27 protein-coding genes and 1 tRNA gene are annotated in these 23,099 nt (G+C 48.3%); 16 read left to right on the top strand and 12 right to left on the bottom strand.

Going from position 1 to position 23,099, the window contains the following annotated elements:
* Nucleotides 1-52: 52 nt before the first annotated feature.
* Nucleotides 53-697 (bottom strand): SH3 domain-containing protein, encoded by a 645-nt coding sequence (locus tag AC5I6P_RS26785; RefSeq protein WP_495696825.1) that lies wholly within the window; start codon nt 695-697, stop codon nt 53-55.
* A 164-nt stretch (nt 698-861) separates the two neighbouring features.
* Nucleotides 862-2,541, bottom strand: coding sequence for a DNA mismatch repair endonuclease MutL (gene mutL, locus AC5I6P_RS26780; RefSeq protein WP_495696824.1), 1,680 nt, complete (start codon nt 2,539-2,541; stop codon nt 862-864).
* A gap of 357 nt (nt 2,542-2,898) precedes the next feature.
* Between mutL and AC5I6P_RS26775 the strand changes: the two genes are divergently transcribed.
* A complete protein-coding gene (locus tag AC5I6P_RS26775) occupies nt 2,899-3,156 on the top strand; it encodes a DUF1816 domain-containing protein (RefSeq protein WP_495696823.1) in 258 nt (85 codons plus the stop codon).
* A 34-nt stretch (nt 3,157-3,190) separates the two neighbouring features.
* Here AC5I6P_RS26775 and AC5I6P_RS26770 read toward each other — a convergent pair whose 3' ends face one another.
* Nucleotides 3,191-4,324: a tetratricopeptide repeat protein gene (locus AC5I6P_RS26770; RefSeq protein ID WP_495696822.1), complete on the bottom strand. Its 1,134-nt coding sequence runs from the start codon at nt 4,322-4,324 to the stop codon at nt 3,191-3,193.
* 158 nt (nt 4,325-4,482) lie between these two features.
* Here AC5I6P_RS26770 and AC5I6P_RS26765 point away from each other — a divergent pair, with 158 nt between their 5' ends.
* Complete coding sequence (locus tag AC5I6P_RS26765; RefSeq protein ID WP_495696821.1) at nt 4,483-4,809, top strand: YbjQ family protein; 327 nt, start codon at nt 4,483-4,485, stop codon at nt 4,807-4,809.
* A gap of 331 nt (nt 4,810-5,140) precedes the next feature.
* On the top strand, nt 5,141-5,806 hold the full coding sequence (locus AC5I6P_RS26760; protein WP_495696820.1) for a hypothetical protein: 666 nt from the start codon (nt 5,141-5,143) through the stop codon (nt 5,804-5,806).
* A gap of 142 nt (nt 5,807-5,948) precedes the next feature.
* Here AC5I6P_RS26760 and AC5I6P_RS26755 read toward each other — a convergent pair.
* Nucleotides 5,949-6,022, bottom strand: a tRNA-Arg gene (locus AC5I6P_RS26755).
* An 86-nt stretch (nt 6,023-6,108) separates the two neighbouring features.
* Here AC5I6P_RS26755 and moaC point away from each other — a divergent pair.
* Nucleotides 6,109-6,627, top strand: coding sequence for a cyclic pyranopterin monophosphate synthase MoaC (moaC, locus tag AC5I6P_RS26750; RefSeq protein ID WP_495696819.1), 519 nt, complete (start codon nt 6,109-6,111; stop codon nt 6,625-6,627).
* A 1-nt stretch (nt 6,628) separates the two neighbouring features.
* Here the strand turns inward: moaC and AC5I6P_RS26745 are convergent, their stop codons facing one another.
* The 7 genes from AC5I6P_RS26745 to clpP all read right to left on the bottom strand — a co-directional run bounded on the left by AC5I6P_RS26745 (nt 6,629) and on the right by clpP (nt 12,851).
* Nucleotides 6,629-8,128 (bottom strand): SulP family inorganic anion transporter, encoded by a 1,500-nt coding sequence (locus tag AC5I6P_RS26745; RefSeq protein WP_495696818.1) that lies wholly within the window; start codon nt 8,126-8,128, stop codon nt 6,629-6,631.
* A 241-nt stretch (nt 8,129-8,369) separates the two neighbouring features.
* Nucleotides 8,370-9,023, bottom strand: a complete 654-nt coding sequence (locus tag AC5I6P_RS26740) for a TMEM165/GDT1 family protein (RefSeq protein ID WP_495696817.1) — start codon at nt 9,021-9,023, stop codon at nt 8,370-8,372.
* A 598-nt stretch (nt 9,024-9,621) separates the two neighbouring features.
* Entirely contained in the window at nt 9,622-10,113 is a 492-nt protein-coding gene (locus AC5I6P_RS26735; protein WP_495696816.1) for a hypothetical protein, read from the bottom strand.
* Between the two features lie 224 nt (nt 10,114-10,337).
* Nucleotides 10,338-11,291 carry a PhoH family protein gene (locus AC5I6P_RS26730; protein WP_495696815.1) on the bottom strand — a complete coding sequence of 318 codons (954 nt, stop codon included), beginning with the start codon at nt 11,289-11,291 and terminating at the stop codon, nt 10,338-10,340.
* A 143-nt stretch (nt 11,292-11,434) separates the two neighbouring features.
* A complete protein-coding gene (locus tag AC5I6P_RS26725; protein ID WP_495696814.1) occupies nt 11,435-11,794 on the bottom strand; it encodes a KH domain-containing protein in 360 nt (119 codons plus the stop codon).
* Between the two features lie 16 nt (nt 11,795-11,810).
* A complete protein-coding gene (gene rpsP, locus AC5I6P_RS26720; protein WP_495696813.1) occupies nt 11,811-12,074 on the bottom strand; it encodes a 30S ribosomal protein S16 in 264 nt (87 codons plus the stop codon).
* 171 nt (nt 12,075-12,245) lie between these two features.
* Entirely contained in the window at nt 12,246-12,851 is a 606-nt protein-coding gene (clpP, locus tag AC5I6P_RS26715) for an ATP-dependent Clp endopeptidase proteolytic subunit ClpP (protein WP_495696812.1), read from the bottom strand.
* Between the two features lie 145 nt (nt 12,852-12,996).
* On the opposite strand from clpP, the gene AC5I6P_RS26710 reads away from it, so the two are divergent.
* Both AC5I6P_RS26710 and AC5I6P_RS26705 read left to right on the top strand, forming a co-directional pair.
* Nucleotides 12,997-13,818: an Lrp/AsnC family transcriptional regulator gene (locus tag AC5I6P_RS26710; protein ID WP_495696811.1), complete on the top strand. Its 822-nt coding sequence runs from the start codon at nt 12,997-12,999 to the stop codon at nt 13,816-13,818.
* 121 nt (nt 13,819-13,939) lie between these two features.
* Nucleotides 13,940-16,006, top strand: coding sequence for a thioredoxin domain-containing protein (locus AC5I6P_RS26705; RefSeq protein WP_495696810.1), 2,067 nt, complete (start codon nt 13,940-13,942; stop codon nt 16,004-16,006).
* 129 nt (nt 16,007-16,135) lie between these two features.
* Here the strand turns inward: AC5I6P_RS26705 and AC5I6P_RS26700 are convergent, their stop codons facing one another.
* Nucleotides 16,136-16,273 (bottom strand): hypothetical protein, encoded by a 138-nt coding sequence (locus AC5I6P_RS26700; protein WP_495696809.1) that lies wholly within the window; start codon nt 16,271-16,273, stop codon nt 16,136-16,138.
* Between the two features lie 198 nt (nt 16,274-16,471).
* On the opposite strand from AC5I6P_RS26700, the gene apcD reads away from it, so the two are divergent.
* The 10 genes from apcD (at nt 16,472) to secF (ending at nt 23,095) form a co-directional block, all read left to right on the top strand.
* Nucleotides 16,472-16,957, top strand: a complete 486-nt coding sequence (gene apcD, locus AC5I6P_RS26695; RefSeq protein WP_495696808.1) for an allophycocyanin subunit alpha-B — start codon at nt 16,472-16,474, stop codon at nt 16,955-16,957.
* A 96-nt stretch (nt 16,958-17,053) separates the two neighbouring features.
* Nucleotides 17,054-17,614 (top strand): DUF924 family protein, encoded by a 561-nt coding sequence (locus AC5I6P_RS26690; protein WP_495696807.1) that lies wholly within the window; start codon nt 17,054-17,056, stop codon nt 17,612-17,614.
* A gap of 39 nt (nt 17,615-17,653) precedes the next feature.
* The gene (locus AC5I6P_RS26685; protein ID WP_495696806.1) at nt 17,654-18,826 is read left to right on the top strand and encodes an alpha/beta hydrolase; all 1,173 of its coding nucleotides are present in this window, start codon (nt 17,654-17,656) and stop codon (nt 18,824-18,826) included.
* Nucleotides 18,827-19,319: 493 nt separating this feature from the next.
* Nucleotides 19,320-19,430 carry a DUF6883 domain-containing protein gene (locus tag AC5I6P_RS26680; protein ID WP_495696857.1) on the top strand — a complete coding sequence of 37 codons (111 nt, stop codon included), beginning with the start codon at nt 19,320-19,322 and terminating at the stop codon, nt 19,428-19,430.
* A 112-nt stretch (nt 19,431-19,542) separates the two neighbouring features.
* A complete protein-coding gene (locus tag AC5I6P_RS26675) occupies nt 19,543-19,644 on the top strand; it encodes a hypothetical protein (protein ID WP_495696856.1) in 102 nt (33 codons plus the stop codon).
* 40 nt (nt 19,645-19,684) lie between these two features.
* Nucleotides 19,685-19,819: a hypothetical protein gene (locus AC5I6P_RS26670; RefSeq protein ID WP_495696805.1), complete on the top strand. Its 135-nt coding sequence runs from the start codon at nt 19,685-19,687 to the stop codon at nt 19,817-19,819.
* 24 nt (nt 19,820-19,843) lie between these two features.
* Nucleotides 19,844-20,083, top strand: coding sequence for a hypothetical protein (locus AC5I6P_RS26665; protein WP_495696804.1), 240 nt, complete (start codon nt 19,844-19,846; stop codon nt 20,081-20,083).
* Complete coding sequence (locus tag AC5I6P_RS26660; protein WP_495696803.1) at nt 20,080-20,340, top strand: type II toxin-antitoxin system RelE family toxin; 261 nt, start codon at nt 20,080-20,082, stop codon at nt 20,338-20,340. The genes AC5I6P_RS26665 and AC5I6P_RS26660 overlap by 4 nt, the downstream gene beginning before the upstream one ends.
* Nucleotides 20,341-20,699: 359 nt before the next feature.
* Complete coding sequence (secD, locus tag AC5I6P_RS26655; protein ID WP_495696802.1) at nt 20,700-22,118, top strand: protein translocase subunit SecD; 1,419 nt, start codon at nt 20,700-20,702, stop codon at nt 22,116-22,118.
* A complete protein-coding gene (secF, locus tag AC5I6P_RS26650; protein WP_495696801.1) occupies nt 22,115-23,095 on the top strand; it encodes a protein translocase subunit SecF in 981 nt (326 codons plus the stop codon). The genes secD and secF overlap by 4 nt, the downstream gene beginning before the upstream one ends.
* The last annotated feature ends 4 nt before the right edge of the window (nt 23,096-23,099 follow it).

The raw sequence follows: 23,099 nt of genomic DNA, 5'->3' as shown, positions 1-23,099 counted from the left end.
AAAGCCTCTCGGTAAATAATTGGTTTAGCTGTAAACCGTTGGAAGGATTTGTCTACTGGCAGTAAACCAAGTTTGAACCAGGTGTATTGATAAAGCCATTGGAGACCCAGCCTGCGATCGGTCGATTGATCTCGATCCAGATCCGACCATCCGCTTCAGTTCTAGAATTGGGAGGATTTCTCGTCACATACACTTTTGAGTTGTACGCTACGCTACCGACATACGCAGAAGTCACGCTGGGTCCACGACGGGCAATCAGCCCCTGTTGTGCTCGAACTGAGCGACACAAGGCATTAGGCGAAGGGGACGGAGACGGTGATGGAGACGGGGACGGTGATGGTGATGGAGACGGAGTACCAGGGCAGAGCTTCAGATTGACGGTTTGCACAAATCCTGGAGATGGTGCACTGACGCCAATAAAGCCAGCTTGGGCCGCATTTTCGGAAAGCGTTACAGATTGATTAGTGGCTAATGCCCTGACCACTGCACTGGTTGCAGTACGATCGCCGAAAATGGCAGTGGGCTGCTTAGCACATCGCCTCTGACCGACCAACGATCCTTGAGCAACTAGAGTATTGGATGTAGTTTGAGCTGTTTGAGAAGATTGGATTTGGGCGAGTGCAGCACCGCTAACGGTAGACACTGCTAGAACAACCAAAGCACTGACTGATTGACGCCAAGCCTTCGCTTTCATCATGGTATTAAACTCCTCACGGAATAGAAGGGTAGGATCACGTACCCATGTAAATATCCTGCCTGAGATTATAAGGCAAGTCGATCCGGAATTCGTGATTTGTAAGGGTTTCTACTGCTGATGCTGCAATATAGTCTCAAAGATCCAACGTTCAGCAGGACGACCCATTATTCCAGCCCATGACTTTTGCCGATCACCCAATGTCGTCGAAAGAAACGAGCGAGGGCGGATTCTTCTAAAGCTAGATAGATAGGACGTCCGTGCGGACAGGTACGAGGATTTCGAGTCTGCTGCCACTGGTTAAGCAGCGTTTGCATGTCTGCGAGGGTAAGAGGAGTACCATTCCGAATTGCACTGCGGCACGCGATCGCAACTTGCGCCGTTTGCAAATCGCCTCCTAAACTGAGTTCTAGTAATGCCTCCGCGCGGTCTTCTCGCTCAGCCAAAAGAGTAGGAATTGAGCGCACTGCCCATAGCTGGTCGCCAAAGGGTTCTACCGTCAGTCCGAGATGCTGCAACTGCTCGACTTGGGCATGAGTGAGTTGATTCAGAACGATCGCAGGTTCGAGAGAAACAATTTGCCAGCGATCGCAGATCTGCTCGTACAACACCCGTTCATGGGCAATGTGTTGTTCGACAAGCCACATGCCGCTGGCATGTTCTGCCAAGATATAGCGATTGTGAACTTGCGCGATCGCTCGTAGCGAGGATAGCGTCGGCGTAGCAGGGGCAATCTCTCGGTGGACGGTATAGCCTCCTTCAGATTCTGCGGCTTTTAGCAGAGTCCCGACTCGACTCGAATATAGATCGTCAGGCAATGATTTTGGGTTGAGCCGAAAGGCTTGCTCGATCGCGCTCGTCACCTGTTCTTGCCAATAGTCGAGGTTGTGCAAATAGATTTCCGCTTTGGCAGGATGGCGATTCCAATCAATGTAGGCGGGTGGGAGATGCAGATGCAGAAAGCAAACCGGATAGCGATCGCGCGGTAGAGTGCGGCGAAACCCAGCGAGTAGCGTCTGCTCTAATTCGGGCATGTGGATGAGCCGTCCGTTAACCGCCACTTTTACCCAGTCGGGGCGGCGACGATGACAGCGATCGGGCAATCCCAATAGCAGATAGAGCGATGCCTCGGACGTTGATGCCTCGGATGCTAATGACTGGCTCAACGTCAACTGAATTTCTTGTAATTCCTCTCCACGCACGCCGCGCACCATTTGTGGCAAGCTTTGTTTGGGCGTGCGGCTTGCCCACAGACTGATCCACTCGCGATCGCCCTGCTGAACCTGCCAAGTAACGTGAGGATGGCAGAGCGCTAAATGGTAAATCATCGTCTGAACCGCTTTTAACTGTTGTGCGGCAGACGGCAATCCATCCCGGCGAGCTGCCCAGGTTTCAAACAAGCGATCCACAGTGATAATCGTACCGGGTGCGATCGCAACGGTTTCGGTTGTGATCGGATTGCCCCCGGTGTCGTAAACGACTCGCCAGCCTTGCTCAGCCCCGACACGGCTGAGGATTTCCAGGTTAGAAAGCTGGGCCAAGCTATAGAGCGCTTCTCCGCGAAAACCGAGACTTTGAATGGTTTGCAAATCAGCGCGATCGCGAATTTTACTTGTCGTGTGAGGCAGTGCCGCTTGCTGCAAATTCTCTAGCGTCATGCCTGCACCGTTATCAGAGACCCGCACTCGCCATTGATCTGCCCAGATCGAAACCGAAATTCGAGTTGCGCCTGCATCCAACGCGTTTTCCACCAATTCGCGTACCACTGCTGAGAGCGAATCGATCACTTCTCCAGCAGCCATCAGATGCACAACGTCGATTGGAAGTGGCTGAATCGTAAACCCCATTCTTTCAGTTTAGAAGATAGGGAGGGCTTCAGAGGTTCCCAGGCTCAACATCAGGGGTTAGTGCTCGTCCACGTAAGAATGAGGGATGAAGTAAGCATCGTCATTCTTTCATTCCTCTAAACTCATCGCTCGAGCTAAGGAATCTTCAAATTGTTAAATTTAATACACCTTCTTAAAAGGGGATCGCTATTAATAAATTGAAAGCTCGAAATGCTCTTCCTACAAGGATTACGCTTAGGATGACAACTTGATTTTCTGTGATAGTAACTTAATGTAGAGTGTAGTTAATATTTCAGGAAGCCTTGGAACTCTAGCTAAAAATTGCCGTTCTTAACTTACTGGTATTAAATTTCAACCATGTTCCTATTAAAGGCAATTCAAGAATTTGCGATCGGGTTTCTTCAAGCAGCAAAACAAGCTTGGTGGGTCGAGGTTTCTACCCATGAGCCGGCTTGCGTTTACTATTTTGGTCCATTTGATCATCCAACAGAGGCGGAAGCCGCTTGTCCTGGCTATCTGGAAGATCTTAACGGTGAAGGCGCGATCGGCATTCACTCGATCATCAAACGCTGTCATCCGACAGCGCTCACCCTCGTGGACGGACAGCCCTATTAATTCCCAACAAATTACAGACTAGGAAAAGAAACGATTACGATCGGGTCAATTCTTTTAGTGCTGTCTCAACTCGCTTAGCATCATCGGATTGACCTTGCTGCTGGTAGAGAGTTTGAGCTTTTTGCAACGCCTCGATCGCTTCTTGAGTGCGATCGCGCATTTTCAAAACCATACCCAACTGATAGTAGGCCCGCGCACTATTGGGGGATAGACGAATCACTTCGCGATAGGCAAGCAGAGATCGCATCGTTTCCTTTTGTTCAAGGGCCAAATCTGCTAAGGCAAGCTGAGCCTCTGCTAAGTCAGGGCTGGTATTTACCGCTTTCTGGTAAGCTGCCAACGCTCCCTGCCTATCTCCTGTTGCTTCTAAAGCATTACCAATTTGCAAATGGAGTTTTCCATTATGGGGATCGAGCTGTGTAGCACGATTGAATGCTGCGAGTGCCGATTCACGATTGCCTTGGCTTAACCATGCTAGGCCTAAGCCAAGCTGAACGCTGCTGCGACGAGACTCTAAAGTTGCAGCAGCTTGCAGTGCCAGAATTGCCGCTTCGGTGTTGCCCTGCTGAAGGTAGAGTAGCCCGATCGCCTCTTGGGCTGCTGCATTTTTAGGCTCGACCTTGATGAGTTGCTTATAAGCCCCGATTGCCTCGTCATATTGTTCTTGGCGCGCCAGAACAGCACCCAATCCTAGATAGGCATTGGCGTTTTTCGCATCTAGCTTTATGGCTCGACGATAAGCAGTTGCCGCCGCCCAATCGTCTCCTGCACTTGCCAAACTGAAGCCTAAGGCGTACTCAAAATCGGCATTATCGGGATCAAGCGAGATCGCTTGACGGTAGGCAGTGGCTGCTTCCTGAAAGTTACCTGCTTGAGCTTGGATATAGCCAATTCCCGAAAAAATTCGAGCATTTTTACCATCCAGAACCGCCGCCTTTTGAAACGCATCAAGCGCTCCTGCCCAGTCCTTTGTGTCAGCTAGCTTTCGACCTTGCTCAACGAGTGCACTAAGTTCTTGACCTGCATCCGACGACGCAGACGGATCCCGCTCTGGAGACTGAGCCTGTCCAACTTGAGATGAGAAAACAATAAAGCCAGCAAAGAGAACATTGACAGTGACTCGAATCGGTTTCTTTAGAATGGCACTCTGTGCTAATCGCTTTATCATGCAAACTGTCCAAGGCAAGGTTTCATTACGATTCATTAATGATCGATTACCACACCTTTGCTACAAACTTCAAGCTGTTGGCTATTTTTATTTAGTCCTATCTTTAATGATCAAGAAGAAATGTTAGTATCCTTTAACCTTGTTGCACGGAGAAGAGCATGATTTTAACGACAACTGATGTAGTTCAAAACGCAGATATTGAAGCATATCTAGGTATTGTCACGGCTGAAGTTGTGTATGGTAGCAACGCTCTAAGAGATTTTTTTGCAGGCATTCGAGACATCATTGGTGGGCGGACTGCTGCCTATGAGCGTGTGTTTGAGCGTGGACAGCGTGATGCCATGGCGGAGCTAGAGAAGCGCGCTCAACAGTTAGGAGCACATGCAGTAATTGGCATTGAAATTGATACTGGCACAATCAATATGGATCAATCAGGAGTGTTGTTATTGATTACAGCAGTCGGAACAGCAGTTAGACTTCGCTAAACGCCAATGCATTAGGTTGTACTGATATTAATTTGACAAAACCTCTCGCTGCACTTCTGATCTCAAGTGATCCCCGACGGAATCGAGCAATAGGTAAGAATTATCATTTAATTCGCACCTTTTCAGCAAAACTAGAAACTTTTGTTCTAGTTCAGAGGTTTACGTGTCATTCATACATACAGGTTCTATAAATCATATCTAACCAATGGCAGACTAGGTATTTCCCTAAGATTCCCACTACTGATAGAGATATGTGATTAAAACAAAGCCTAAAGTGATGCTCAAGTCTAAATTTTTTGTAAAAGACTATCACTTTTGGGAGCTAATTTACATGGCTTATACTAATCGACCAATTACCGAAACGGCAGCGGTGGTTCCGGTGGCAGCAGATTATCACGATCGCGTTCGCTGGGGTCCCATCATTGCAGGACTTTTCGTTGCCTTAGTTTCTCAATTAATTCTTAGCGCATTAGGTGCTGCGATCGGGGCAACGTCGATCGCCAACTCTGGCGCACCTAGAACCAATGCTCCTGACGTAGCGAGTGCTGTTGGCTGGTGGTCAATCCTTAGCTTACTGATTTCGCTATTTATCGGCAACTGGGTAATGGCTCGCGCCTGCGGTCCGATGAACCGGAGTACGGCTCTCTTGAATGCTGCAATTCTGTGGGCAACCACCTTAGCTCTCAGCGCTTACTTGTTAGCAAGTGGTGTTTCTGGCGCATTCGGCGTTCTAGCATCCAATGCAGGCGAAGTAGCGAATCAAGTAGTCCCAGGTGGTGCTGCCAACGCTCCTAATGCAATTCCAAGTACTCCTCCTAATGTGACGGCAAATCAAGCTCGCGACATTGCAGGCAATACTTCTAAAGCAGCTTGGTCTTTTGTATTGGGTTCATTGCTAGGATTACTTTCTTCCTTAATTGGTGCAGTTGTTGGCGCTCGTAGTCCTCGTGCCGCTTACAACAATGACCGTCCCGTTTACACTGAGCCAAACCGCTAGTTTCTAAATAGAAATTAAGTTGCTGAGATCCCCTTATCTAGGTCTAGATAAGGGGATTTTTAGATTTTTAACAGAGAAATAATTGACACAGAAAACAGGAAAGGGATGTACCAATAAGAAGTACATCCCTTTCCTGTCGTAACGGGCTAGGAGGGATTCGAACCCCCGACACCGTGGTCCGTAGCCACGTGCTCTAGTCCACTGAGCTACAAGCCCTTGCGCTTCACTAGAAATCTATACTATCACATCAAGTGTGGTGACACAAATGTTTGAACCTTCATTTTTTTGAGACCTCATTACTTATGGAAAATCATCAATCTCTATCTCATCTCGATCCTCAAGGACAAGCGCAAATGGTGGACGTTTCGACGAAGGAGTTAACGGTTAGAACCGCGATCGCTCAAGGGCGAGTCAGAATGTTGCCCCAGACGATGGCCGCGATCGCAGCAGGCGATGCGCCAAAAGGGGATGTTTTGGGAACGGCACGACTTGCAGGCATTATGGCCGCCAAACAAACAGCAACTCTGATTCCGCTGTGTCATCCGTTGCCGATTCAAAAAGTCGAGATTCTTATTACGCCTGATTCAGAGTTACCAGGTTATACGATTCAGGCTGAGGTGAGAACAAGAGCAGAAACGGGAGTTGAAATGGAAGCGCTAACGGCGGTGTCGGTTGCCGCACTGACGCTATACGATATGGCGAAGGCGCTAGAGAAATCAATTCAGATCGAGCAAATTTGCTTGATTAGCAAAACAGGCGGCAAATCTGGCGATTACAAAGCACCGTCATTACCGCCATTGGAAGAGGTTAAACCGCTCTAACTCACACCACTTGTTGAATCCTCATGACTTGCTCGGGAACGCCTGAACGCCTAGCGGACTGGTAGCTCGTGAGATTGAGACCAACCAAAGTAACAGATTTGCCTAAACGATCGTACTTGGCCACAACCTTTGCGATCGCGTCGGCAGCGGACTGATCCCAAATATGCGATCGCGCAAAGTCGATCACGATCTGCTCAGGATCGCTGCTGACCCGAAACAGGTCTACAAAACTGGCCGCTGACCCAAAAAATAGCTGTCCTGTCACCTCGTAGAGCTTGACGCCATCTGAATCAATCGCGCTCGTAGCGTTGATTTGAGCGAGTTGCCAACCAAACAGCAACAGACTGAAGAGCATCCCCGCTAAGACGCCTTGGGCTAGGTCATGCGTACAGAGGGCAACTGAAACTGTAACTGGCATGACTAGAATTTCGGGAAACGGCGACGTTTTCAGGGTCTTGATCGATTTCCAACTAAAGGTTTCACCCGCTACCATGATCATGACGCCGATCAGAGTTGCCATCGGAATTTGTTGCACAACATCTTGCAGCACAAAGATCGAAAACAATAAAAAGGCTCCAGAAACGGCAGTTGAAAGCCGTCTTCTACCCCCCGATCGCACATTGATTAAGGTTTGTCCGACCATGCCGCATCCTGCCATGCCGCCAATACAGCCTGTGACAAAGTTTGCAATGCCTTGACCTCGCGCTTCTTTGTTTTTAGAGCTTTGGGTATCGGTGAGATCATCCACCAGATCTGCTGTCAGCAGAGATTCGAGTAAGCCCACGATCGCTAGGGTAATTGCGTAAGGCAAAATGATGCTCAGCGTTTCTAGAGAGACACTGACTTGAGGAAGATGAAACATCGGCAAGTTGCGCGTGATCTCTCCGATATCTCCCACCCGGCGAATGGGTAACTGGAGAGACATTGCCGCGATCGTCATCACGACAATAGCCACCAACGGTGACGGAATGGCTGTCGTAATTCGAGGAAACAGATAAACGATGGCGAGCGTAACCGCGACCATAACGTAAGCCTGCCAAGGCTCTCCAGGAAGTTGTTGAATTTGAGCTAGAAAAATTAGAATACCGAGGGCGTTGACAAACCCTGCGATCGCAGCTTGAGGAACAAAATTAAACAGCTTACCGAGCTTAAACGCTCCAATCAGAAACTGAAGTATTCCCGTTAATATTGTGGCGGCAAACAGGTACTCAACGCCATGCTTTTCAACGAGGCTAACCATCAGGAGCGCCATCGATCCAGTTGCGGCAGAAATCATGGCAGGACGCCCCCCTGCGATCGCACTCACGATCGCCATACAAAAGGAGGTATAGAGCGCCACCATAGGAGGCACCTTAGCGATCGCGGCAAATGCTAACGATTCGGGAATTAGTGCCAATGCAACTGTAATTCCTGAAAGCACTTCTGTTCTGATTGTAAGCAGGCGGCGATGTTGCAGACTCCAACCGAACGCTGAAGAAGTGTGCCCTTTGTTTAGCAGCATGAGCAATTTTTTTAGAAAACGTTGATTAACCGTGCCCGGACAGGTTTGGTTATGTAATCTGTAGCTGATTTTGGTTAAGCAGCAGACAACGACCAAAAGCCAGTTATACCTTAAACTTGCCCTACATTAAAGCTGAAGAATTTTACCGAAGTAGTGACGTCATCTCAGGCTTAACGGTCTCTTCACCCAATTTTCTGCAGAACGAAGTTTTAGTAAATTTACCGAGTGCTGTGTGATTCTCTTATCCTTCTACCCATGCCACAACTGCAAACACCAAAAACAGAATTCCTCCTGAAAGTGTGACCGTCCGTTCAGAAATATGTCTTGCAATTAAACGCCCTCCCATGACGGCAATCAGGGCGCAGATCGTGTGACCTGCGATCGCTCCAAGCGTTACCCCCATCGGATCGTTGGATGCGGCTAATGTAATGGTGGCAAACTGAGTGCGATCGCCCCACTCTCCTGCAAAGATTAAAACAAACGCTTCTAGACAAATGGCAAATGGTGTTTTCTTACTCAGTTTCGCCTCCGCTTCGGCGACGGCTTCTAGGGCTTCGCGTTCTGCGTCAGAGGCGCAGTTTGCTAACGTCTCATCGGAAGCCAAGGATTTGCTATGGCACTCGACGCGCATTTTACTGGCGTCGTAGAGTAGTTTGAAGCCAAAGAACAGAAACAGCCCAACTTCGGCATAGTGCAACCACTGTTGAGGCAAGAGTGCAGCCGTTTTGCCAAGTAGAACCGAAAGGATGGTCATTGCAGCTAAAGCTGCGATCGTGCCGAGTAAAACATACCGCCGTGTATGATACATGGCTAGGCACATCGCAATAAAAAAGGTTTTATCGCCTAATTCACTGATGGTAATGAGTAATAATCCGGCTGTAAAAGCTGTTAACACGCGCTCAGGCTCCTCAAGATCGGGTAACGGACTCTGAGGAGCTTGAGGAGACTAAAACACTCCACCAAGCTCACATCAGAAGTGAACTCAGTGAAGGTCTCGCTTACAAATTAGAAGTGCTTTAATCTGTCACCTAAACCAGGCTCATCGCCAGTATGTTGATTTAGGTGGGCTGGGTGATCCAGCAGCTACTCCCCTTCAAGTATCCCAAAATTATACACAGACGAATCGCAATTTGAATAGAGTTGTGTGACACAAGCATTGCGCTGCTTAGTCCACAATCATTGCTTATCGCCATTCTCCATTTCCAGACGCCAATGTGCTCTCTACTGCTGTGTTGTTGGTGATGTCCTTGGAGAAGGCGCGCGATCACCACGATAGCTCACAGATCCTAAATAGCCTAGAAACAGCATTATGCCAACCAGAGTAAAAATTTGGACAGATTTTTCGACTTTAATGAAGCCGCTTAGAAATTTGTCCATTAGAATCCTTCAGTTTTGCTGCAATCTTGGCGAAAACTACAACACTCAGTCAGTATTTCCGCAAATAAGCAGCTATTACATCCTAGAGAATTTTAGGATTGTTAAGTAGCATAAGCTCAGTCTAGGAAGTTCGTTAAAGCTGGTAGATAAACAAAAGGTTGAAGGATAGAGGGTTTCCAACCTGTAGCTTGTTGGATAAACCCACCTTTATCAGCGCATTGAGAGTTCCAAAGCTTATCCACAACTGGTAAAGAAAGCCAATTTAGCCGCTCACCTGTTTCAGGATCTTCAGGATAGGTAAAGAAAGTTAGAAAATCATTACGAGGTGAACCTCCTAGTTTGCACTGGAACGGCATTGCCTCAAAAACACCATGTTTTGCTGCCCGAACAGACCAGTAGATAGGAACTAATCCATTTGGATATTCGTGCTGTACTCTCTCAATCCACTGCTTAAGGAGATCAAAGGCACTGATTTCTTTCGGTGTAAAGTTATCACTGATTGGATCTAAACTAACTTCCCAACTTGCTTCAAGAGGCACGTCCTTCTCATAGCCGTGCCTTCTATTACGAATTCTCCAAACACGTACTTGTTGTTCTTCGTTTGTCATCTGTTTCGGCTGTTATGACTTAATTTACAACTTGATAGAACCCCCCGATCGCACTCCGCCCTCTAGCTGGATGTGAAATGCCCAATTCGTGTCTCGACCTTTCGGTTAAATCTCTGTAGGTTTTCTATAGATGAATGCACGTTCAGCCCAAACTTTGCGACCTTCGCTCTAATTTTCCCTAAGGTGTGTGACGCGCATGGAGCAATCTTGATTAATTCTTCGTTCTACTTCTCGTACTGTTCGTACGCTTCTACGATGCGTTGCACAAGTGGATGACGCACAACATCGGATTTGTTGAAATTGCAGAACGCAATCCCTTCTGTCGATCGCAGAATTCGTTCTGCCACCGCTAACCCGGAATTTTGGTGCGAGGGTAGATCGGTTTGCGTCAGATCGCCCGTCACTACCATTTTGGATTTAGCCCCAATTCGAGTGAGCAGCATTTTCATTTGCGCAGGCGTTGTGTTTTGTGCTTCATCCACAATCACAAAGGCATTATTTAAGGTGCGCCCTCTCATGTATGCGATCGGAGCCACTTCAATCACTCCCCGCTCCATCAATCCAGCAATCTTTTCCGGATCAACAAACTCATACAGCGCATCATAAAGCGGACGCAGATAAGGATTGACTTTCTGCTGCAAGTCTCCGGGCAAAAAACCCAGCTTCTCACCCGCTTCGACTGCCGGACGAGTCAGAATTAATCGCTCATACTGATTGTCTAGCAGGGCTTGCACTGCCATTACGGCGGCAAGATATGTTTTTCCGGTTCCGGCAGGACCAATGCAGAACGTCAAATCATGCTTGCGAATGGACTGAATATAGTTCTTTTGGCGAAAGGTTTTTGCTCGAATGACTTCACCGCGCCGAGTCCGTGCCAGTACATCGCTTTGCAGATCGTGGAGTGCTTCTTCCTGATGCGTATCTAGCGCATGACGCGCCGTGAGAATATCAGCGCTGTCGATCGCTTTGCCCTGCGTCCAATATTGCTGAAGCGAATAGACTAACTGCTGCGATCGCTCAACCTGATTTGCCGTCCCTGAAATCATCAGTTCTCGTCCACGCAGCACTAGCTTCGCGCCCGTTTGCTGTCCAATCGATTTGAGGTTTGATTCTTGAACTCCGGCAAGCGCGATCGCGCTCTCATCACTAGGCAATTGAAGAGTAACCGTTTCGCTCATGAAGAGAAGGTAAAAGGGTGAATTCTAATAACCAGTTATTGATAGTCTTGCACTTAGTAGGTGAAATTTTAACGAATAAAGGCATCTGAATAGAATGTTTCAGATGCCTCCAGAAGCTCAGTTGCGCAGGATCTTGCGTATCATCACGATTCACGACGCGGACCAGAGCGCGGCTTGGGTAAGCTTTTAGATGGACGGGGACGCGGCTCTCGCTCTGAGCTTTCTTCGGCTTGATGCCCTCCGTAGATTTCAAGGGTCGCCGACTGCCCAGCGGCCTTCGCCACGCTAGTCAATACGTCTCGAACTGCCTGTACGTTCCGCCCGCCTCGACCAAATATCCGCCCTTTATCCGCCCCTTCAAACGCCATCCGCACCCAGATGCGGGAGCCATCAGCACAGTTTTCACAGTCCACCCGCAAGGCTTCAGGCGTATCGAGAAAAGGCTGCATCAAAAAACGCAGTAATCCTGCGTAGTCGGGCTGCGATTGCAGAGAGTGAGTCATAGGACGGCTTCAAGATCTAGGCGTTTACTTGCTCGGCGTTTACTTGCCCAAGCACGTTGGCTTTTCTGAGGATGCTCCGGACTGTATCTGTGGGCTGTGCGCCTTTTTTGAGCCAGTCCTCGATCGCGGGCACATCGAGCCGCACTTCATCACTTCTAGGATTGTAGAAACCTACTTCGGCTAGGGGACGACCATCACGGCGAGTTGTGCTTTGCATCGCGACGATGCGGTAGCTGACTTCGCGTTTTTTGCCGAATCGCTTTAATCGCAGTTTGACCATGCTGGGAAAGTGAACTCCTTACGGGTTACAAGGGTTTGACAAAAGATTCCAAGTTAATCATCATATCACAGCCCAAATTCTCTGAAGCTTTGATACAGAATTTGACTCTACGAAAGAGGGCAAACCAAAGCTAAACGTCTCGGTTTACCCTCAATCACAGGCTAAATGTGCCTATGCAACCAAAGCAGGTCTCATGGCTGAAGGACGCCGATCGATGACCTGATCAATCAAGCCATACTCTTTGGCTTCCTCAGCAGACATGAAGAAGTCCCGCTCTGTGTCTTCTTGGATACGCTCTAACGGTTGACCTGTGTGGTCGGCGAGTAAGGAATTCAGATGCTGTTTGTGATAGAGAATCTCTTTTGCCTGAATTTCGATGTCTGTAGCTTGACCTTGTGCGCCGCCAAGCGGTTGGTGAATCATAATGCGGGAGTGAGGCAGGCTCATGCGCTTGCCCTTAGTTCCAGCGCTTAGGAGGAACGCGCCCATGCTGGCAGCAAAGCCGACACAGATCGTCGAGACCGCCGGACGAATCTGCTTGATGGTGTCGTAGATGCCCATGCCTGCCGTGACCGAACCGCCCGGAGAGTTGACATAGAGATAGATGTCTTTGTCAGAATCTTCTGACTCAAGAAACAGCAGTTGCGCGACAATCAGATTTGCGACATCTGAATCGATCGCTTGTCCCAAAAAGATGATTCGCTCTCTCAGAAGCCGAGAAAAGATGTCAAAGGCGCGATCGCCGCGACCTGAACTTTCAATAACGGTAGGAATCATGAAGCCACGCCAGTAGTTTTTTCTATTTTAGCGAGTTGTGAGAGATGCAGGGGTGGAGGAATACCAAGATGAGAGGTTTGGGAATCAGAGGAAGACAGGCTATCTTGAGAGGAAATTGACTTGTTGCGAGTAGTTTGAGGTAGCTGTGAAAAAGATTGGATTTGTCTTATTGGTGCTGCTAGGTGGCGCACTGGCAGGTTTGTATTATGTCTGGCATCAAGCGACAAAGCTACCAGACTGGTATCAGGGGAATGCCGAGCCATCGTCAATTGATATTCAACAACGTACGGCACAAGTTGAGCAAAAGATCCAAGCGCAACTTCAGCAGAATTCTAGAGCGAAGGGTCTGGGTTCAAATGATTTGAACGGCAGTAATCTTGGATCATATAATAATGCCGTCAGTAATGCGCCTGATAGCTTATCGAGCGCCGGGTCTGAAGCATCCAATCAAGCGTTTGATAAGCGCTCGAGCAAGGACGTAGAAGTGCAGCTTGATCAGCAAGAACTGAATGATGTGCTCGTTGCAAAAATTGCTGAGAAGAGCCAAACAAAAGCGCTGCCAAAATCGGTTAAAAGCGTTCACACTACAGTTGAACAGGACACTTTAAAGACGGGTGCAGTAGTGGATATCAAGGCGCTAAAAGACAGTAATCTGGGCGCTCAGGAGAAAAGATTTTTGAACGAAGCGGCTCAGAAATTTCCGGGCTTGAACGATCGCAAAGTCTATATCGGCATCGAGGGCAAACCCTATGTTCAAGACGGGAGGATGCATTTTGACGATCAGACAAGAGTTCGAGTTGGAAATTTGAGCCTCTCCGTTGCGGAGCTTGCTCAGCGTTTGGGCGTGTCTCCTGAGCAAGTGAAAGAACGGCTCAAACTAGAACTGCAATTGAATCAACTCAACGTCAAAGGTATCGAGTTGCAGAATGGTTCTGCCATTCTTCGCGGGTCGCCAACGTCTCCTTAGTCAGGAGCTTTTACGGTCAGGATAAGACCATAGCCTCAGGATAAGACCATAGCTATAGAAGGATGAGAAAAGAGGGGCAAACACGAAAAAATCGGAGTGTGCCCCTCCTTCTTGTGCTCCCATGCCGAATCGTCTTGCCCAAGCTCAAAGCCTCTACTTACGAAAGCATGCTAACAATCCGATCGACTGGTGGCCTTGGTGCGATGAAGCGCTAGAAACCGCTCGGCGAGAGGACAAAATCATTTTTCTATCGGTTGGGTATTCAAGCTGTCACTGGTGCACGGTGATGGAAGGCGAAGCGTTTTCAGATCGCGCGATCGCAGATTATCTCAACGCTAACTTTCTACCAATCAAGGTCGATCGCGAAGAACGCCCGGATCTCGACAGCATTTACATGCAAGCTCTACAGATGATCATAGAGCAGGGCGGCTGGCCGCTTAACATCTTTCTTTCACCCGACGACTTAGTGCCGTTCTATGGGGGGACCTATTTTCCGATTAATCCCAAATACGGACACCCCGGATTTCTGCAAGTGCTGGAGGCAATTCGTCGCTATTACGATCAAGACAAAGGAAAGTTAGACGGCATCAAAGCCGAAATTTTGACTAATTTGCAGAATTCTGCTCTGCTTCCCGCCTCTAAGCTCAGTGACAACTTACTAAGACATGGATTAGAGTACAGTGCTGGAATTCTTTCATCCAAATCGCCGGGTCCTAGGTTTCCCATGATTCCTTATGCAGAAGCCGCCCTGCGAGCGACGCGCTTCAACTGGGATACTCAATACAACCCGCATGATGTGAGTATTGGACGCGGCATGAATTTAGCGCTCGGCGGCATTTTTGACCATGTGGCTGGCGGGTTTCATCGCTATACCGTTGATCCCACTTGGACTGTGCCGCATTTTGAAAAGATGCTTTACGACAATGGACAGGTTGTGGAGTATCTCGCGAATCTGTGGGCGGTGGGTGTTCAGGAACCTGGATTTGAACGAGCGATCGCACTGACTGTAGGCTGGCTCAAACGAGAAATGACTTCACCGGAAGGCTATTTCTACGCGGCTCAAGACGCGGATAATTTCGCTACGAGCGATGCCGCAGAACCTGAAGAAGGAGACTTCTACGTTTGGGGCTTTGCAGAATTACAGCACCTGCTCACCCCTGAAGAACTGGCTGAACTTCAAGCCCAATTCACTATTACTCAACAAGGTAACTTTGAAGGCAAAACCGTTCTACAGCGACAGCATCCCGGAAGACTATCCGACTCGGTAGAAACAGCGCTCGGTAAGTTGTTCGCAGCAAGATACGGAAGCTGCATCACAGAAACGTTTCCGCCTGCTCGCAATGCCGATGAAGCGCGATCGCTGGCTTGGTCTGGCCGAATTCCACCAGTGACAGATACCAAAATGATCGTCGCTTGGAATAGTTTGATGATTTCAGGCCTAGCGCGATCGTATGCGGTCTTTCGAGAAGTAGAGTATCTAGAACTTGCCGCCCAAGCCGCCGAGTTTATTCTGCAAAATCAGTGGATTAACAACCGATTTCATCGCGTTAACTACGACGGCACTGTAGAAGTTCTCGCCCAATCCGAAGATTACGCCCTATTTATCAAAGCCTTACTCGATTTGCATCAAGTCTCGCGCAGCATTCGAGCGCAAGCCCCCGAAAATGAGACCGATTGGTTGGCGGCTGCCCTGCGTGTGCAAGATGAATTCGACGAATATTTGTGGAGTGTTGAAATGGGCGGCTATTACAACACGGCGAAGGATGCGAGTCAGGATCTGTTGATTCGAGAACGGAGTTATGTGGACAACGCTACTCCGTCTGCCAATGGCATTGCGATCGCGAATCTTGTCCGTCTCTCTCTCCTCACCGAAGATTTAGATTATTTCGACAAAGCTGAACACACCTTACAAGCGTTTGCAAGCGTGATGGAACAATCTCCAGCTGCCTGCCCCAGTTTATTTTCCGCGTTGGATTGGTTTCGCAACCAAACCTTGATTCGGACAACACGGGATCAAATCTCTCAGCTAGAAATGCAGTATTTGCCAACAGCAGCTTTTGCAGTAATGGAGGAAATGCCTGAAGATGCGATCGCGCTAGTTTGCCAAGGACTGAGTTGTAAAGAACCCGCTCGAACCGAAGAACAGTTGCAAACTCAACTACAACGAAGTCTTGTTAGAGGAAGCTAAAGACGCTTCACTCCACCGTCTGTCTCTACTGTTTGTATTGCTTAACACAGTTTACCAAGCCAACCCTTGGACATAGCAATAACGTGAGTTCGACAAGAGAGAAGTAGCGCAAAAGAAAAGCAAGGATTTCTAAACTCTAACGGTGCTGCGCACTGGCGCAAAGCCTTTCCGAATCGGGTGAGCGACCCCCGTGTGGAGTTGATGCCGTGATGTTTGAGGCTGTTGTGCGGCTTCCTGAACACGGACAAAGGAGAGTCGTCGCTGCAAGTCAGCACATCTCCACAAGTCTTAGTGTGGCATTCCCGAACCCTGTTCCTCAGACTATAAGTCTTAGTGTGGCATTCCCGAATCCTGTTCCTCAGACTATATGTTACGTTTTGTCAAGGCAAATGAGAAAACTCTCTTCCGTTAAGTGACCGAAAATAGATAAACTACTAAATGAATTCTGAGATACCGCAATTAAATATGAGCGTAGTTAGCCAAGTTATCTTACAAGCCGACGACGAACTTCGTTATCCAACGAGCGGCGAACTCAATGGTATAAAGGACTTTTTCACGACGGGAGTACAGCGCACCCGCATCGCTACGGTCTTGTCTGAAAATGAGAAGAAGATTGTAGAAGAAGCCAGCAAATCCCTTTGGAAGAAGCGTCCTGACTTTATTTCTCCGGGCGGCAACGCTTATGGAAATAAACAACGGGCACTTTGCCTGCGCGATTATGGCTGGTATTTGCGCCTTGTGACCTATGGTGTGTTGTCGGGAACCACCGATCCGATTGAGAAGATTGGTGTCGTAGGAGCGCGGGAAATGTATAACGCGCTGGGTGTTCCGGTTCCGGGCATGGCAGAAGCGATCGCATGTCTCAAAGATGCCGCGACTGGTTTGCTCAGTCAGCCAGATGCAGCTGAAGCGGCTCCTTACTTCGATTACATCATTCAAGCGATGTCATAGAGCCAAGACTAGTTAGACAACTAAATACTCGTGTTTTCCTCGTTAGTCGCAGGAGTTTGTGTTAGAACTTCCGTGACTGGCGAGGAAAATTTTTATATGAAAGCCGTTCAAGCCGTTTTGGAGTTTTGGTTTGGCAAGGAGTTGAAGCCACGCAAGGCTTGGTTTGCTAAAGACTTGCAGTTTGATCAAGAAATTAGGTCGCGCTTTCTGTCCCTCCACATTCAAGCGACAGCAGGAGAACTGGCAGATTGGAAGAACTCTGCCGAAAGCTGCTTAGCGCTGGTGATCGTGCTTGATCAATTCTCTCGCAACATGTTTCGCGGTCAGCCAGAAGCATTTACCAGCGACTCGGCTGCATTAGAGGCAGCACAGCACGGCATCGCCCACCAATTCGATCAGCAGCTTCCGCCCGTGCAGCGACAATTCTTTTATTTGCCTTTAGAGCACACCGAAGATCTGGAATTTCAACATCAGTCCGTGAAGCTATTTGAGCAATTTAAAGATGATCCGGCGTTAAGCGATAGCTATCAATCTGCCCTAAGACATCGGGAAACTATTGAACGGTTTGGACGCTTTCCCCATCGCAATATGATTTTGGGACGCCAATCTACCGTTGAGGAGCTTGAGTTTCTGAAGCAGCCAGGTTCATCGTTTTAAGTGATACGGGAATTTTAAGTTTTTCTTGTGGGTTTTTATATGAATGCTCCTAACGTTACACCGACTAGAGAACAGATCGATCAGACCAAACGATCGATTGATGGCTACATCCAAAGTCTCGATCGCAATCCTGAGCGGCGCGAGGGAGCGTATCCGTACTATCTGTTTCATGAGCCAGGAAAGCCGATTCGCGGCACGGTGATGATGTTTCATGGCTTTAGTGCCAAACCGCATCAAATGTGGAGACTCGCGGATTATCTGTTTCAAAACGGATTCAATGTGTATCAGTGCGTGATCGCAGGACACGTTCTAATTAATCCTGCTAAAAACTGGTGTCAAGTCGATCTCAAGCCTCCCTATGCCGATCCGTTGAAAGCCAAGATTGGGCGTGACCCAATTCTGCAAGACTTCTTTAGAAACTTTGCCAATAGCCCGAATGCGGCTCGTCCCGGCTTTCTGCAACAGGTTGCACTGATGGCTCGATTGGTGGCGATTGAGCCTCGGTTGCTCGATATTATCAAAGCGATCGAGTCCCCTGACGATCCAGATTTTGACGAGTACTTTACTTCATCCCATCTTGGTTACCTCAGCGAAGCTCAAACCAGACTCGAAGAACTTCAGGCTATGCCGGGAGCTATCTATACGGTTGGCTTATCGGTTGGTGGAGCCGTTGCGTTAGGATTGGCAGCGTCGCGCCCCGATCGCGTCCGGCGTGTTGTTGCCTACGCGCCGTTGCTCAAAGTTCACGGCAAAGAGCGGAGGCAATATGTGAATTTGGCAGGTCCGTTAGATATTAGTGAGTCGGGGTGGGACCCAAATTTACGCTTTCCAGTTGGGGCGTTGACCGCTGTCGATCGCTTTGGCAGTAGCGTTGTGATGAGTGACTCGTCTGTGCGATCGCTGCAAAACATTCCAACCTTTATGGTGCTAACCGAGAATGAAGACGCGGCAGACATCGAGACGAACAAAGCGTTTTATCTAGATATCAGTGGCGATGAAGGCAGGAATGCTTTTTATCTTTACCCTCTAAAAGACCAAGTTCCCCATCCGATGGTTGACCCGACCGAAGTGAGTCAGAACATGAGCAACCATTTTTGGCAGAGTTTGTATCAGGAAACATTCCGATTTTTAACCCAAGGTCGAGCCAACATTGGCAACATGAGCAGTTTAGGACAGGCGCAAGATATTCCCACGGTTCCGAATGTCAGTTGAACAACAGATGTGAAGAACGAGGCAGCGTATCTCTCTAAGTTGGCTAGAGATACTGCACTCTGTCAGCCTATTTACTGGGAATGGGATAACGCAAGTCGATATAGCGAAAGCATTACTAAGGAATGTCGTAGCGCAAGTCGGTATGACGCAAACGTTCCTTAGTAATGCCGTAGCCTAAGTCGGTATAACAACAGCGTTCCTTAGTAATGCTGTAGCGCAAGTCGATATCACGACGGCATTACTAAGGAATGCCGTAGCCTAAGTCGGTATCACGACGCCATTACTAAGGAATGTCGTAGCGTAAGTCGGTATCACGATAGCGTTCCTTAGGAATGCCGTAGCGCAAGTCGATACAACGAAAGCGTTCCTTAATAATGCCGAAGCCTAAGTCGGTATCACGGAAGCATTCCTAAGGAATGCGATCGCCAAGGTCGTCACCACAGTGTTTGAAGTTCCTTGGTCTTAATTAAGGTGATTATAATCAAGCGAATCAATAATTCTGAAGGCGGAAAATGTAGTTGTTGACATTCGTAAACTACATCACTACTGCCTTAGCCTGGAACACGATGACGGAAAGCATAAAACTCGGCTATTCTCGGAATGAAGGCTGAAAATGCTGAAGAATTACGTCAAATTCTTCTTGAGGTTGTCAAAGTTCAGGAAGCCCAGTTGGGAAGACGGATGAGTTTGGACAACGCTACACCCTAGATTTCACAATCGAATGGCAAAATAGAAGTGCAATCCTCCAGAGTGGCTGGATCATCGAGCATAGTTCAGGGATTCCAAAATTAATAACTTGTGATCCTCTATCGCTGTGAACCTGGCTATAAAGGTTGGCGAACAGAAAATTCTCGTTCTGTGACCTTAAAAGCTCTCCTCACCTACTATCTCACTCATCCCAAAAATCTTGAACTGCTGCGCGATAGAGCCACTAACGATCCCGATGAGCAATTGCGAGAATGGGCACAGGAGCAATTAAAAAGCACAATGTAAAATCAACAATGGAGGAAAGCTTTAATGGCTGAGAATACTGTGAAAGTAGATATTTCATTTCAATCACTTTTAGAAGCAATTTCATCACTGGAAATTAATGAAAAGCATAAGCTTTGGGAATTTTTAGAAGCTGAATTATTCCCCGATGATGAGGACTCCCCAGAGGACATCGCTGAAATTCAAGCTGCCCATGCTGACTATGAAGCAGGTGACTACACCACATTTGACCAATATGTAGCACAGCGAGCAAATCGATCGGCATGACCTACACCATAATCACGCCTAAAGCTGTGCAAAAACAGCTAGATGCTTTGCCTAATGACGTTTACGATCGCCTTGCTGTTAGGATCCAACAACTTGCTGAAGAGCCACGTCCCGATGGAGTGGTCAAAATGAAAGGTACTGACAATGAGTACCGTATTCGTATCGGTGATTATCGCGTTCGTTATGAAATTGACGATAAAGGGTTGCTCATTCTCCTACTTCAATGCAAACACCGGAAAAATGTTTACAGAAAGTGATAGTTCTTGTCTCAGTTTGAACTACTCTCTAACAAAACCGAGAACCTCGTAGCGGACGGCAGCACAACAACCGTGTCGCAACGAATAGTTCAGAGACCTCGGTGGTAACGCGAAGGTTACTAGCCGCCGTTGAACATGAACGTTAGGACTCAAACAAGGATGTTGTAGGGTAAACGTATGGAAGCTTTGATCCTTGAGGTCTAGCATTTCAGGCCTTCATCGTTCTTGCTTACCTGGCCTAGAATCCTTGCTAAACAAGAACCCATTTTTTATATGTTTGCCCTAGCTCCACATCCCTCCATCAGCCTTAAACCCTGAAGAAAGAGCTATCATAGCCTTTGTCTGTATCAGGTTTGGCTATGGGAAGGCAACGCGGATTATTGTTATTAATCTTGGCACTGGTGATCGCCTCAATCGTCGTTATTGTTAAAGTGCCAACTCGCTTAGGACTAGACTTGCAGGGGGGGTCTCAGCTCACTATTCAGGTAAAACCCACCGAAGAAATTAAGAAAATTACAGAGCGAGAACTCGAAGCCGTTCAAAAAGTAATTGAAGGGCGGATTAACGGATTAGGAGTATCTGAACCTGTGATTCAAACCGCAGGAGAAGATCAGGTACTCGTTCAACTTCCAGGAGTCGATAATCCTCTACAAGCGGAACGAGTCTTGGGCGGAACAGCACAGCTAGACTTTCGCTCAGAAAATCCGACTCAAATCGCATTTTTACGAGTCCGGCAAGAAGAACTGCAAGAATTGCAGGCAAAACAACCCGCCTTAGAAAAAGCGGGCGACCAAGCCGCGATCGCTGCCAACCAAGCCGCGATCGCCGCGAAAGAAAAGCAGGTCGAGGATGCAATCAAACAGGTTTATGAGAAAACGGGGCTAGACGGTCGCTACCTCAAGGACGCTCGCACCGAACTCCAAGGTAACGTTTGGGCCGTCGGCATTTCCTTCGACCAAAAAGGAGCCGATTTATTTGCAGCCCTCACCAAGAAAGCGGCTCAAACCAACACCCGTTTGGGAATCTTTCTCGACGACAAACTGCTTAGCTCTCCCAGTGTTGACCCTGGGCAATTCTCCCAAACAGGCATCACCGGAGGTAATGCGGTCATTACCGGAAACTTTACGGCAGAATCCGCCAGAGAGCTAGAGCTACAGCTTCGCGGTGGTTCGCTTCCGGTTCCCATTCAAATTGTCGAGAACCGAACCGTGGGTGCAACGTTGGGTCAAGACAGCATCAGAAGCAGCATTATTGCGGGTATCGGTGGTTTGACACTGGTGCTGGTGTTTATGATTGTCTACTACCGATTGCCCGGCGTCATTGCCGCGATCGCGCTGGTCATCTATGCCTTGCTTACCTTTGCCGCATTTAATTTGCTTGGCGTTACCCTGACGCTGCCTGGTATTGCAGGCTTCATTCTCAGTATTGGGATGGCCGTCGATGCCAACGTGCTGATCTTTGAGCGTACCCGCGAGGAAATTAAAGCGGGCAAAACGCTCTATCGCTCGGTCGAATCTGGATTCTTTCGCGCCTTCTCCAGCATTCTCGATAGCAACGTCACGACGCTGATTGCATGTGCCGCTCTGTTTTGGCTCGGCGCAGGTCTCGTTCGAGGCTTTGCGCTAACGCTGGCATTGGGAGTTGTAATTAGTATGTTTACAGCTATTACCTGTAGCCGGACACTCATGCTCTACGTGTTGAGCATTCAAAGTTTGCGAAAGCCAGAACTCTTTTGCCCCAACATTCCTAACAAACCGTCGGCGGAGGCAACCTCATGAAACTGAATGTTATTCGTCAACGGGGACTTTGGTGGGCCATTTCTTCAGCATTAATTCTGGCGGGATTGGCGGCAATGGCGATTCTCTGGACTCAAATTCAGGCACCCTTGCGCCCCAGCCTAGATTTTGTCGGAGGAACCCGCCTCCAATTTGAATTAGATTGCACAAAACCGAATAATTGCGATCAGCCGATTCAGACGGCAGCAGTTCGTGACGTGCTAGATACTCAAGGATTGGCTGGCAGTACCATTCAAGTTCTTGGGCAAGAGCAACATGCGGTTACGATTCGGACGACGACTCTGGACGTGGATCAGCGATCCAAGCTGCAATCTGCTTTAGAGTCAAAAATCGGAACGTTTGATGTTAAGAAAACTCAGATCGATACGGTCGGACCCACAATCGGTCGTCAACTCTTCTCATCGGGCTTGCTCTCGCTGATTGTCTCGTTTGCCGGCATCGCACTGTACTTAACCATTCGGTATCAGTTCGATTATGCCGTCTTTGCGATCGTCGCCCTTCTCCACGATGTGCTGATCACTATTGGATTTTTTGCCATTTTGGGTCTGATCAACGGCACAGAAGTGGATAGTTTATTCATCGTGGCGTTGTTAACAATCGTCGGTTTCTCGGTGAATGACACGGTCGTGATTTACGATCGCGTCCGGGAAACCATCAGTCTCAGTCCCGGTCGTCACATTAACGATATTGTTGACGATGCTGTAAACCAAACGTTGACGCGCTCAATTAACACGACGCTAACGGTCTTGCTGACCTTAACTTCCCTCTTCTTATTTGGAGGAGAGACGCTGAAGAACTTTGCCCTGGCATTGATTATTGGATTCACGATGGGTGCGTACTCTAGCATTTTCATCGCTAGTACATTGCTTGCCCTGTGGCGAGAACGGACTGGAAACGCGATCGCGCCTGTCAGCGCAACGCCAACCGAAGCGACTGTCTCTAAAGATTCACTAGGGTAGCATC

The organism is Myxacorys sp. (assembly GCF_059501405.1).
Note: the sequence above shows the minus strand (reverse complement) of the source record. Positions and strands in the feature narration are given on the sequence as shown.

Coding starts and splice junctions, on each gene's coding strand:
- AC5I6P_RS26685 (WP_495696806.1), top strand. CDS start 17,654: ATGAATGCTCCTAACGTTACACCGACTAGAGAACAGATCGATCAGACC.
- AC5I6P_RS26735 (WP_495696816.1), bottom strand. CDS start 10,113: ATGACAAACGAAGAACAACAAGTACGTGTTTGGAGAATTCGTAATAGA.
- AC5I6P_RS26775 (WP_495696823.1), top strand. CDS start 2,899: ATGTTCCTATTAAAGGCAATTCAAGAATTTGCGATCGGGTTTCTTCAA.
- AC5I6P_RS26745 (WP_495696818.1), bottom strand. CDS start 8,128: ATGCTGCTAAACAAAGGGCACACTTCTTCAGCGTTCGGTTGGAGTCTG.
- AC5I6P_RS26730 (WP_495696815.1), bottom strand. CDS start 11,291: ATGAGCGAAACGGTTACTCTTCAATTGCCTAGTGATGAGAGCGCGATC.
- secF (WP_495696801.1), top strand. CDS start 22,115: ATGAAACTGAATGTTATTCGTCAACGGGGACTTTGGTGGGCCATTTCT.
- AC5I6P_RS26765 (WP_495696821.1), top strand. CDS start 4,483: ATGATTTTAACGACAACTGATGTAGTTCAAAACGCAGATATTGAAGCA.
- moaC (WP_495696819.1), top strand. CDS start 6,109: ATGGAAAATCATCAATCTCTATCTCATCTCGATCCTCAAGGACAAGCG.
- AC5I6P_RS26690 (WP_495696807.1), top strand. CDS start 17,054: ATGAAAGCCGTTCAAGCCGTTTTGGAGTTTTGGTTTGGCAAGGAGTTG.
- AC5I6P_RS26760 (WP_495696820.1), top strand. CDS start 5,141: ATGGCTTATACTAATCGACCAATTACCGAAACGGCAGCGGTGGTTCCG.
- AC5I6P_RS26705 (WP_495696810.1), top strand. CDS start 13,940: ATGCCGAATCGTCTTGCCCAAGCTCAAAGCCTCTACTTACGAAAGCAT.
- secD (WP_495696802.1), top strand. CDS start 20,700: ATGGGAAGGCAACGCGGATTATTGTTATTAATCTTGGCACTGGTGATC.
- mutL (WP_495696824.1), bottom strand. CDS start 2,541: ATGGGGTTTACGATTCAGCCACTTCCAATCGACGTTGTGCATCTGATG.
- rpsP (WP_495696813.1), bottom strand. CDS start 12,074: ATGGTCAAACTGCGATTAAAGCGATTCGGCAAAAAACGCGAAGTCAGC.
- AC5I6P_RS26725 (WP_495696814.1), bottom strand. CDS start 11,794: ATGACTCACTCTCTGCAATCGCAGCCCGACTACGCAGGATTACTGCGT.
- AC5I6P_RS26660 (WP_495696803.1), top strand. CDS start 20,080: ATGACCTACACCATAATCACGCCTAAAGCTGTGCAAAAACAGCTAGAT.
- clpP (WP_495696812.1), bottom strand. CDS start 12,851: ATGATTCCTACCGTTATTGAAAGTTCAGGTCGCGGCGATCGCGCCTTT.
- AC5I6P_RS26665 (WP_495696804.1), top strand. CDS start 19,844: ATGGCTGAGAATACTGTGAAAGTAGATATTTCATTTCAATCACTTTTA.
- AC5I6P_RS26770 (WP_495696822.1), bottom strand. CDS start 4,324: ATGATAAAGCGATTAGCACAGAGTGCCATTCTAAAGAAACCGATTCGA.
- AC5I6P_RS26785 (WP_495696825.1), bottom strand. CDS start 697: ATGATGAAAGCGAAGGCTTGGCGTCAATCAGTCAGTGCTTTGGTTGTT.
- apcD (WP_495696808.1), top strand. CDS start 16,472: ATGAGCGTAGTTAGCCAAGTTATCTTACAAGCCGACGACGAACTTCGT.